At 75.4% G+C, this 10490-nt stretch carries 1 protein-coding gene and 3 pseudogenes; all 4 read right to left on the bottom strand.

Annotation, left to right across the window (positions count from 1 at the left end; genetic code table 11):
* Positions 1 to 5164: 5164 nt before the first annotated feature.
* Positions 5165 to 5747 (bottom strand): annotated as a pseudogene (locus tag UK94_RS64570) (non-ribosomal peptide synthetase); the annotation flags it as partial.
* A gap of 1 nt (position 5748) precedes the next feature.
* A pseudogene (locus tag UK94_RS64565) lies at positions 5749 to 7060 on the bottom strand (condensation domain-containing protein); the annotation flags it as partial.
* A gap of 1 nt (position 7061) precedes the next feature.
* A pseudogene (locus UK94_RS64560) lies at positions 7062 to 9555 on the bottom strand (amino acid adenylation domain-containing protein); the annotation flags it as partial.
* Position 9556: 1 nt separating this feature from the next.
* Positions 9557 to 9781: condensation domain-containing protein (locus tag UK94_RS64555; RefSeq protein WP_268761606.1), on the bottom strand; the 225-nt coding region annotated here is incomplete at its 3' end.
* Between the last annotated feature and the right edge of the window lie 709 nt (positions 9782 to 10490).

Below are 10490 nucleotides of genomic sequence, written 5' to 3'. Positions count from 1 at the left end.
TCACCAAACGACAACGACACACCCCCACACACCACCGCCACCTCACCACCACCAGCAGCCACCACCCCATCCCACACACCCACCACCGACGAGAATCCGCCGGAACTCGACGGAGTGCCCGCGACGCTCACCTGCGCGCCGCTCCATTCCTCCACGAGGTCGCGGCGCTCCTCCGCCGACAGGACGTCGAGCTGGGAGAGGGAGATTTCCGGCTGGCTCGCGAGGCGGCCGAGCACGTCGAGGAAACGCCGCAGAATGGTCCGGGCGGTCTGCTCGGAGAACAGGTCCGGGCGGTATTCCAGTTTGATGCGCAGCTTGTCCTGGTCGGGCATGAGCAGCAGGGTCAGCGGGTAGTGCGTGTATCCGCGGGGCAGGCCGACTTCGGCGGTCACTCCGCCGGAACGGGCCGGGTCGAGCAGGTCGGTCGTCTCCAGCGGGAACGTCTCGAACACCATGAGCGTGTCGAAAAGCCGGCCGCCGCCGATGCCGGCGGCGCCCTGGATCTCGGTCAGGCCGAGGTACTGGTGGTCGAGTACCGCGATCTGAGCCTCGTGCAGCCGGCCCAGCAGGACCCCCGCGGTCTCCCCCGGCGACCAACGGACCCGGACGGGAATGGTGTTGATGAACAGGCCGACCATCGACTCAACCCCGGTGATCTCCGGCGGCCGGCCGGAGACCGTCACCCCGAAGACGACGTCGTCGGAGCCGGTCAGCCGTCCGAGCACCAGGCCCCAGGCGGCGCTGAGCAGCGTGTTGACCGTGACGCCACGCCGGCGGGCGGTGCCGGTGAGCTGCGCGGTCACCGCGGCCGGNACGACGTCGAGGACGGCGTCGGGGATGACGCCGGTCTCGCGCACGTCGGGCCCGGCCAGCAGGGTGGGCTCGTCGACCCCCTGGAGGATCTCCGCCCAGGCGGCTCGGGACTCTGCGCGGTCCTGGCCGGCCAGCCAGGCGAGGAAGTCCCGGTAGGGCCGCGGCCGGGTGAGGGTGACGTCCGCCTGGCCTGACGACTGGTAGAGGGCGAGGAGGTCGCGGATGACCAGCGGGGTGGACCAGCCGTCGAGCACGAGGTGATGGGTGGTCACCACGAGCCGGTGTTCGCGGGCTCCGAGTCGGACGAGGGTGAACCNCAGNGGNGGCTGGACGTCCAGGTCGAACCGGGTGGTGCGATCGGTCGCCAGGAACTCCTCGAGCGCGGTCGCGGCTGCCGCCTCGCTCTCCGCGGTGGAGTCCTGGGTGGTGGTGGTGTCCTGGACGGTGGTGGGGTCCTGGACGGTGGTGGGGTCCTGGACGGTGGTGGGGTCCTGGACGGTGGTGGGGTCCTGGACGGTGGTGGGGTCCTGGACGGTGAGGTCGAGGACGCCGAACGCGGGTTCGACGTCGCCCAGCACGACCTGGACGGGTGCGGTTTCGTCGTCGACGAAGACGGTGCGCAGGGCCGGGTGCAGGTCGAGCAGTGCGCGGGCCGCCGTCCGCAGCCGGCGGACGTCCAGTGCTCCTCGCAGGTCGATGACCAGTTGGACGGCGTAGAAGTCCACGCCGTCCGCGTCGAAGCGGGCGTGGAAGAACAGCCCCTCCTGTAGCGGGGACAGCGGCAGCACGTCGACGAGCCCGGGGTGGCGGGCCTGCCAGCGTTCGATGTCCGCCGGGGTCGCGGCGACCAGGGGAAGGTCGGCGGGCGTCCACCCGCCGGCGCCCCGGCTCCGCGTCCCCGGGGCCGACGGTTCCACTCCGGTGGCCTCGGGCGGGGCGGTGGCCGCCGCGAGCGCGGCGACGGTGCGAAGCTCGAAGACCTGACGGGGGCGCAGGGGCAGGCCGGCCGCGCGGGCCCGCGCGACGAGCTGGATGGACATGATGCTGTCGCCGCCGAGCTCGAAGAACGAGGCGTCGGCGCCGACGTTCTCCCGACCGAGGACCTGAGCGAACAGGTCGGCGAGGATTCGCTCCGCGCCGTCGGCGGGCGGTCGCCCGCCGGGCGGCGCCGCGGCGAGGTCAGGGGCGGGCAGTGCCGCGCGGTCCAGCTTGCCGTTCGCGGTGAGGGGCAGCGCGTCGAGCACCGTCAGCACCGCGGGCACCATGTGCTCGGGCAGGCGTCCGGCCNGGTACTCCCGAATCGCTGCGACGTCCGGCCGCCGATCGTCGCCCCGCCCGTCGCCCTGCCCGTCGCCCTGCCCGTCGCCGTGCCCGTCGCCGTGCCCGTCAAGGTGCCCGGGGGCGTGTCCGGCGGTGTGCCCGCCGCCGTGCCCGGCGACGTAGCCGGCGAGGTAGGCGCCGCCGGGCCGGTCGGTCCGGACGGTGACCGCGGCGGCGGCGACCGCCGGGGCGGTCGCGAGGACGGACTCGATCTCGGCGGGCTCGATCCGGAACCCGCGGATCTTCACCTGGTCGTCGGAGCGACCCAGGTACTCCAGCTCACCGGCGGCGGTCCAGCGCGCGAGGTCACCGCTGCGGTAGAGCCGACCGCCCGGCGCGCCGAACGGGTCGGCCACGAACCGGGTCGCGGTCAGCCCGGCGCGGCCCAGGTACCCCCGGCCGACCTGCGGACCGGACAGGTACAGCTCGCCGACGGTGCCGTCGGGCACCGGGCGCAGCCCGCCGTCCAGGACGTACACGCCGAACCCGGGCAGGCCGGCGCCGATGACACTCGANGACGAGGTGAACGCGTCCGCGGTCAGCTCGCGGTGCGTCACGTGCACCGTGGTCTCGGTGATCCCGTACATGTTGACCAGCCGCGGCGCGTCGGGACGGCGCGCGTGCCAGCCGGCGAGCCGGGCCGGGTCGAGGGCCTCCCCGCCGAAGATCACGGTCCGCAGCGCGAGGCGGCTGCCCGGCTGGTCGGCGTCCGCGGCGGCAATCTGGTAGAAGGCCGACGGCGTCTGGTTGAGCACGGTCACGCCGTGGCGGGCGAGCAGGTCGAGGAAGTCCGCGGGCGAGCGGGAGACGTCGTGCGGGACGACGACCAGCCGGCCGCCGTGCAGCAGCGGCCCCCAGGTCTCCCAGACCGAGAAGTCGAACGAGAAGGAGTGGAACAGCGTCCACACGTCGTCGGGGCCGAACGTGAACAGCGGCCGGGCCGCGGTGAACAGCGCGACGACGGACCGGTGGGGGACGATCACCCCCTTGGGCACGCCCGTCGACCCCGAGGTGTAGATGACGTACGCGGCCTGCTCGGGCCGGCCGGGCAGGCCGGGCCGGGCCGTCGACGCCGCACCGTCGGGCGCGAGTCGGGGCGGGGCGGTGGCGGGCAGGTCGCGCCCGGCCTCCGTGATCACGGCGACGGGCCGTGCGTCGCGCAGGGTGAACGCGATGCGGTCGGCCGGGTAGGCGGGGTCGACCGGCAGGTAGCCCGCGCCGGCCTTGAGCGCGGCGAGCGCGGCGACGACGAGGTCGGCCCCGCGGGGCAGCAGGACGGCGACCAGCCGTTCGGGGCCCGCCCCGAGGGCGATCAGGCGGTGGGCCAGCGCGTTCGCGCGGGCGTCGAGCTCGGCGTAGGTGAGGGTGTGCGTGTCCCACTCGACGGCGACGGCGCCAGGCGTGCGGTCGACGACCGCCTCGAACAGCTCGTGCAGCGTGGCATCGGCGAGGTCGAGCGGGCCGTCGCCGAGGGCGCGGCGCAGGATCGCCGCCGACTCGTCGTCCGCCAGGACCCGCACCGACGCGACGGCGGCCCCGGGGTCCGCGACGATCGACGCGAGCACGCGGCGCAGCCGGGCGAGCAGCAGCCGGGCGCCGTCCGCGCCGACCTCGCGCGGGCGGTACTTGAGCGTGACCTCGAGGCCCCCGCCGGACGGCATCACCATGAGCGTCAGTGGGTAGTGCGTGGAGATCGGCCGGTGCACCCCGGCGGCGCGCAGGCCACCGGCGGCGAGGGCACCGTCGATCGCCGCGCCGTCGAACGGGAACGACTCGAACACCACCAGGCTGTCGAACAGCTCGCCGGTGCCGAAGCCCACGGCCTGCTGGACGTCGGCCAGCCCGCAGTGCTGGTGGTCGAGCAGGTCGACCTGCTCGCGCTGCAGGCGGACGGCGAGTTCGGCCACCGACTCGGCCGCGCGCAGCCGGACCCGCACCGGCACCGTGTTGATGAACAGGCCGACCATGGCCTCGACCCCGGGCAGGTCGGCGGGCCGGCCGGAGACCGTCGCCCCGAAGACGACGTCGTCGGTGCCGGTGAGCCGGCCGGCGAGGATCCCCCAGGCGAGCTGGACCAGCGTGTTCAGGGTGACGCCCAGGGAGCGGGCGAGCCCGGTCAGCCCCGCCACCAGCTCGGCGGGCAGCATCTCCACCAGCTCGTCGGGCAGGACCGTGGGTTCCCCCTGGGCGGCGGGCACCAGGTGCGTCGCCGCCGTGACGCCGTCCAGCGCGGCCCGCCAGGCGTCGAGGGACGCCGCCGTGTCGCGCGCGGCGAGCCAGGCGAGGTGGTCGCGGTACGGACGGACGGCGGGCAGCGCGGGCACGGCCCCGTCGCTGGCCCCGTCGGTGGCCCCGGGGGTGGCCCCGTCGCTGGCATAGAGGGCGAACAGGTCGCGCATCAGCAGCGGCGTCGACCAGCCGTCCATGATCACGTGATGGTTGGTGAGCACGAACCGGTGCCGGTCCGGGCCGAACACCAACAGCATGGCGCGCAGCAGCGGCGGCCGGCGCAGGTCGAAGCTGCGCCGGCGGTCGGCCGCGACGAGCCCGTCGGCACGGCGCTCGGCCTCCGCCAGGTCAACCCCGGCCCGGTCAGCGCCGGCCCGGTCAGCGCCGGCCCGGTCGGAACCGATCGCGTCGGAACCGGTCAGGTCGGAACCGGTCAGGTCGGAACCGGTCAGGTCGATCTGGGTCCAGGGAACCTCGACCGTGCGCAGCACGATCTGGACCGGCTTGCCGACGTCCAGGACGAACCCGCTGCGCAGAGCGGAGTGCCGGGCCGCCAGCGCGTTCGCGGCGCGGCGCAGCCGGGCGGGGTCGAGGGGGCCGTCGAGGTCCACGACGAGCTGCGCCACATAGGCGTCCGTGCCGGCGCCCGCACCGGCTCCGGTGCCAGTGCCGGCGGTGGCGGTGGCGCCGATGTCGGCGGGGCCGGGGGCGGGGACGTCATCGGCCAGGGCGGCGTGGAACACCAGGCCCTTCTGCAACGGGGACAGCGGGAGAATGTCCTCGATCGCGGAACCGCCGGCGCTCACGTCGTCCTCCACATCGCCTCGAGGGCGTCGAGCTGGTTCTGGTCCACCGAGACCAGGGACAGGTCCGAGGGGGTCCGCCCGCCGGCTCCCGCGCCGGCGGCATGCCGGACGAGGGCCTCCAGGGCGGCGCACCACCGGGCCGCGAGGTCGGCGACCGGCGCGGCGTCGAAGAGCCCCTCGGCGTACATCCAGTGCGCCACCAGGCGCGGACCCTCGGGGGTGTCCTCGGTGACCGCGTTCACGACCAGGCCGGCGGGCAGCGGCATGCCCGGGCCGTAGGCGGCGCCGACGCCGTCGGCGGCGACCCGCCAGCCGGCGCCGCCCGATGGCTCGAAGCGGCCCAGGTAGTTGAAGCCGATCTGCGGCACGGGCCGGGCGGCGAGCTGCGCCGCCGAATCCGGATCGAGGTGGCGCAGCATGCCGTAGCCGATGCCGTGGTCGGGCAGGGAACGCAGGTGCTCCTTGACCCGCTTGATGACCGTCCCGGCGGCGGGGCCGCCGGCGAGCGCGTCGTCGAGGTCGACACCTCGGGTGTCGAGCCGGACGGGATGCTGGCTGGTGAACCAGCCGACGGTGCGGNCCAGGTCGCTGCCGGCGACCGCGGCCTCCTGGCGCCCGTGGCCCTCGAGTAGCACGAGCGCGCAGCGGCCCGCGTCCTCGGGGGCGGCCGGCCACGATCCGAGGGCGAGCGCGAGCCCGGCGAGCAGCACGTCGTCGACCCCGGCGAAGAACGCGGCGGGCACCGAGGTCAGCAGCGGCTCGGCGACGTCCGGGGCCAGCCGGACGGTGTGGGTCCGCACGGTCGACCAGGTGTCGCGGGCCGGATCGGCGCGGCGGCGGCCCAGCAGTCCGTCGGGACCGTCGAGCAGCTCCCGCCACCGGGCCGTCTCCGCCGAGCGCGCGGCGGCGGCGCGGGCGAGGCCGCGGGCCCACGTCCGGAAGGACGTCGGCACGGGCGCGAGGGCGGGTTCGCGGTCGGCCGCCGCGTCCTGGCAGGCCCCGGCCAGGTCCTCGACGATGATCCGCCACGACACCCCGTCGACGACGAGGTGGTGGGCGACGAGCAGCAGCCGCGCGGGCCGGGCCGGCCCGGCGTCGAGCAGCACGGCCTGCAGCAGTCGGCCGTCGGCGGGCGCCAGCCGGGACGCCGCCGCGGCGAGCTCGTCCTCGACGCGGTCCGCGGACACCGGGCCGTCGGTGGTGACCCGGCGCAGCACCGACGCCGCGGGCACCGACCCCACCGGGCCGAACGTGAGCGCGGGCGGCGCGGCGGCCCGGTCGAGCCGGGCCCGCAGCGCGTCGTGACGGTCGAGGACGGCCTGCAGGGCCCGTTCCAGCGCCGCCGCGGCGGGCGCCGCGGGGAGTTCCACGACGACCGACATCCGGTGCTCGTCGGCGAGGGGGCCGCGCTCGGCGAACGCGCGCATGATCGGCGTCAGCTCGACCGGGCCGACGCCGTCGGCGTCCCCGGGTGCCGCGGTGGGCCCGCCGTCCGCATCGGTGACGACGGTCGTGGCGGCGGCCGCCAGCGACTCCACCGTGCGGTGCGCGAACACCTCCCGGGGGGTGAACAGCAGGCCCTCCCGGCGGGCGCGGCTGACCAGCCGGATCGCCAGGATGCTGTCGCCGCCGAGCTCGAAGAACGACGTGTCGAGCCGCACCGACTCGACTCCGAGGATGTCGGCGAACAGGGCGGCCAGCGTCGTCTCGGCGCCGCTCGCGGGCGGTCGCGCCGGGCTGGCGGCGGCCGGGTCGGCGCCGAAGCGGGGGGCGGGCAGGGCGCGCCGGTCGACCTTGCCCGACGGCGAGAGCGGGAGCGCGGGCAGGAAGGTCAGCGTCGCGGGCACCATGTGGTCGGGAAGGGTCGCGGCGGCGTGGGCACGCAGGGCCGCNGCATCCGGTTGTGCGCCGTCGGCGAGCACCAGGTAGGCGGCCAGGTACCGGCCGCCGGGGCCGTCGGTGCGGGCGGCCACCGTGGCCTGGGCGACGCCGGGGGCGGCGAGCAGGACGGACTCGATCTCGCCGAGCTCGACCCGGTGGCCGCGGATCTTGACCTGGTCGTCGACGCGGCCGAGGAACTGCAGCGCCCCCGACGGCAGCCGCCGCATCAGGTCGCCGGTGCGGTAGAGCCGCGCACCGGGCGGCCCGTAGGGGTCGGCGACGAACCGGGACGCGCTCAGCCCCGGCCGGTTGAGGTAGCCGCGGGCGAGCTGCGCCCCGCCGATGTACAGCTCGCCGGGCACGCCGAGGGGGGCGAGGCGCAGGTTCTCGTCGAGGACGTGGCAGGTCGTGTTGGCCACCGGCGACCCGACGGGGACGGCGCCGACGGTTCCAGTCCCGTCGGGGGCGGCGTCCACCGGGTGCAGCAGGGCGCCGACCGTCGTCTCGGTCGGGCCGTACTCGTTGATGACGGCGAACCGGTCGTCCGCCGGCCGCCTCCACTTCCACTGGTCGAGGGCCTCGCCGCGCAGCTCCTCGCCGGCGATGACGAGGGTGCGCGGGCCGTCGTCGGCGAAGCGCACCGACGCCAGCAGCGGCAGGTGACTCGGCGTGATCTTGAGGAAGGTGGCCGCGCCGGCGGCCCGGGCGATGGCGTCCGGCGAGTCGGCGCACAGCTCGACCGCGCCGCCGCAGGTCAGGGTCGCCAGCAGCGGGGTGACCGAGAAGTCGAACGAGATCGAGGAGTGCATGAGGGTGTGGCCGGCCAGTCCGGGGAAGCGCGCCACGGCCCAGTCCAGGTGGTTGGCGAGCGCCCGGTGGGCGACGACCACGCCCTTGGGCACGCCGGTCGACCCGGAGGTGTAGATCACGTACGCCGGGTGCTCGGGGTGCAGGGGGGCGACCAGCTCGGCGTCGGTCAGGTCGTGGTCGGGCAGCGCGCCGAGGCGGGCGAGGGTGTCCGCGGCGTCGAGCAGCACCGCGCGCAGGCCGTCGACGGCGGGCAGCGCCCCCTGCCCGGCGGCGGTGGTGAGCAGCAGGACGGGCCGGGAGTCGGTCAGCATGAGCCGCACCCGGTCGGGCGGATAGTCCGGGTCGACCGGCACGTAGGACGCGCCCGCCCTGGCGACGGCGAGCACCGCCACGACCATGTCGGCCGAGCACGGGATCCCCAGCGCCACCACCGACTCGGGGCCGGCGCCGTGCTCGACGAGCAGCCGGGCCAGCCGGTTCGCCCGGCGGTCGAGCTGCCGGTAGGTCAGCCGCTCGCCGTCGGCCAGGACGGCCGGCGCGTCGGGCGTCGCCGCCGCCTGGGCGGCGAACCGTTCGGGCAGCAGCTGCGGCGCCGGGACGGCGGCGGTGTCGTTCCACGCGACGAGGAGCTGGTCGCGCTCGGTGTCGCCGAGCAGCTCGATGTCGCGCAGCGCGACGTCGGGGCGGGCGAGCACCACGTCGAGCAGCCGGTCGAGGTGACCGAGCAGGCGGGCGACGAGGGCACGGGCCGGGCCGGTCGACGGGTGGTTGGCCTCGACGGTGACGGTGTCGCCGTCGATCTCGACGGCGAGGGTCAGGTCGAAACGGGCGTCGTCGCCGGGCACGTGCCGGCGCCGTGCGCTGATCCCGGCCGCCCGGAACGGCTCCAGCATCGAGGCCCGCAGCGAGAGCACGACGCCGAACAGCGCGGCGTCGCCCCGCGCCCGCTCGGGGTCCGCCGCCCGGCCGATGTCGTCGAGATCGACGTCCTGGTGGGCGTAGGCGGCGAGGCAGACCCGGCGCGCCTGGGCGACGACGGCGGCGAAGGTGTCCGCGTCATCCAGGCGCAGCCGCAGCGGGATCGTGTTGCCGAGGTAGCCGACGACCTCGGCGCCCCCGTCGACGTCCCGGTTGACGACCGGCACGCCGATGACCACGTCGCGCGCCCCGCCGTAGCGGCGCAGCAGCACGGCGACGGCGGCGGTGAGGATCATGAAGGTGGACGCGCGGTGCTCGCGGGCCGCCTCCCGGAACCGGGCGGCCAGCCCGGCGCCGAGCACCCGCGTCTGGTCGACGCCGCCGGCACCCCGGTCGGCGGCGGTGAGCTCGGGCAGGACGAGCGGCTCCGGCGGCGGGTCGAGGACGCCGCGCCAGAAGGCGAGCCCGGCCGCGGGGTCCTCCGTCACCGGGCGCAGCGCCACGTCGGCGAACTGCGGCGCGGCGGGCAGGACGGCGCAGCGATCGCGCAGGAACGCGACCAGCTCGCCGAAGAAGATCGCCGTGGTGCTGTCGTCCCAGGCAATGTGATGGGCGACGACGATCAGAGTCAGGGCCTGCGGGCCCGTGGTGAACAGGCCGAGGCGCAACGGGGAGTCAGCGGACAGGTCGAACGGGGTCGCGGCGAGCGCGGCGCACAGCTCGCCCGCGCGGGCGGACCGCTCGCCGGCGGGAAGGTCGGTGAGATCCCGCTGGTCGANGACCGGCGCGAGCGCCGGATGGACCACCTGAACCACCTGGCCGGCGCCGTCCATCCGGTAGGTCGTCCGCAGCACGTCGTGCCGGGCGACGACCGCCTCGGCCGCGGCGCGCAGGGCGTCCGCGCGTACCGGTCCGGTCAGGTCCAGCGCGAGCCGGACGTTGTACCCGGTCGTGCACGGGTCGAGGTTCTGCAGCGACCACATCCGGCGCTGTCCGGCGGACAGCGGCCGGTCGCCCCGGGCGGACGTCCCCCCGGCACCGACCGGCGCCGAGGTCGAGCCGGGCGCCGATGCGGATGTGGCGGCGGATACAGGCGTGGGCGCGGAGGGGGGTGTGGACGCGGGGGGACCGCTCGGGCGCGGTGTGGAGGCGAGGCCCTGTTCGGCGAGTCGCCGCCGGGCCAGCTCACGGCNCAGGGACCGCGGGTCCTTCGCTCGCTCGTCGACGCTCACGGCGCGGCCGTCCGGCCCCGGCCGTCCCGCGCCACAACCGGCCCCTCGCTGTTCGTCGGGTCGAAGAAGTGACCGCCGTCGTCGTCGAACGGGTTCACGGCCATGCGGCCAACCTCCGATTTCATCGCCTTTGGGCATGCGGAACCAAGCCGTTGGCTCTGTGCGTCGCAAACGGCAAAGAGAGAACGGATCAGAGAACGAATTGGCGCAGGGGAAAGCCCAGGTTCATCTCGGTCGGGTGAACACGAGGGCNACCCTGGCNCTAAGATCGGCGTCGCCTGGGTGGCATGCCTCCGGGCTTCGCGGAGATCGGGCCCACCGAGGCGGTGATCCGGTGGCGCGCGGAGCCGCGGGTCGGGTGTGTCCCGTGGGCGTGACACCTCCCGTCAGCGGTGGCCAGCGGCGCGCGTCGATAAGGTTAGGTTTAGCTAAGCTGGTGCCAGCTTGCAGTCGGTCATGCCTTCTGTCAAGGGAACGGCCC

Origin of the sequence: Frankia sp. AvcI1 (assembly GCF_001420875.1) — a bacterium.
In the GTDB taxonomy this organism is placed as follows: Bacteria; Actinomycetota; Actinomycetes; order Frankiales; family Frankiaceae; genus Frankia; species Frankia alni.
This window is presented reverse-complemented; position numbering and strand designations above follow the sequence as displayed.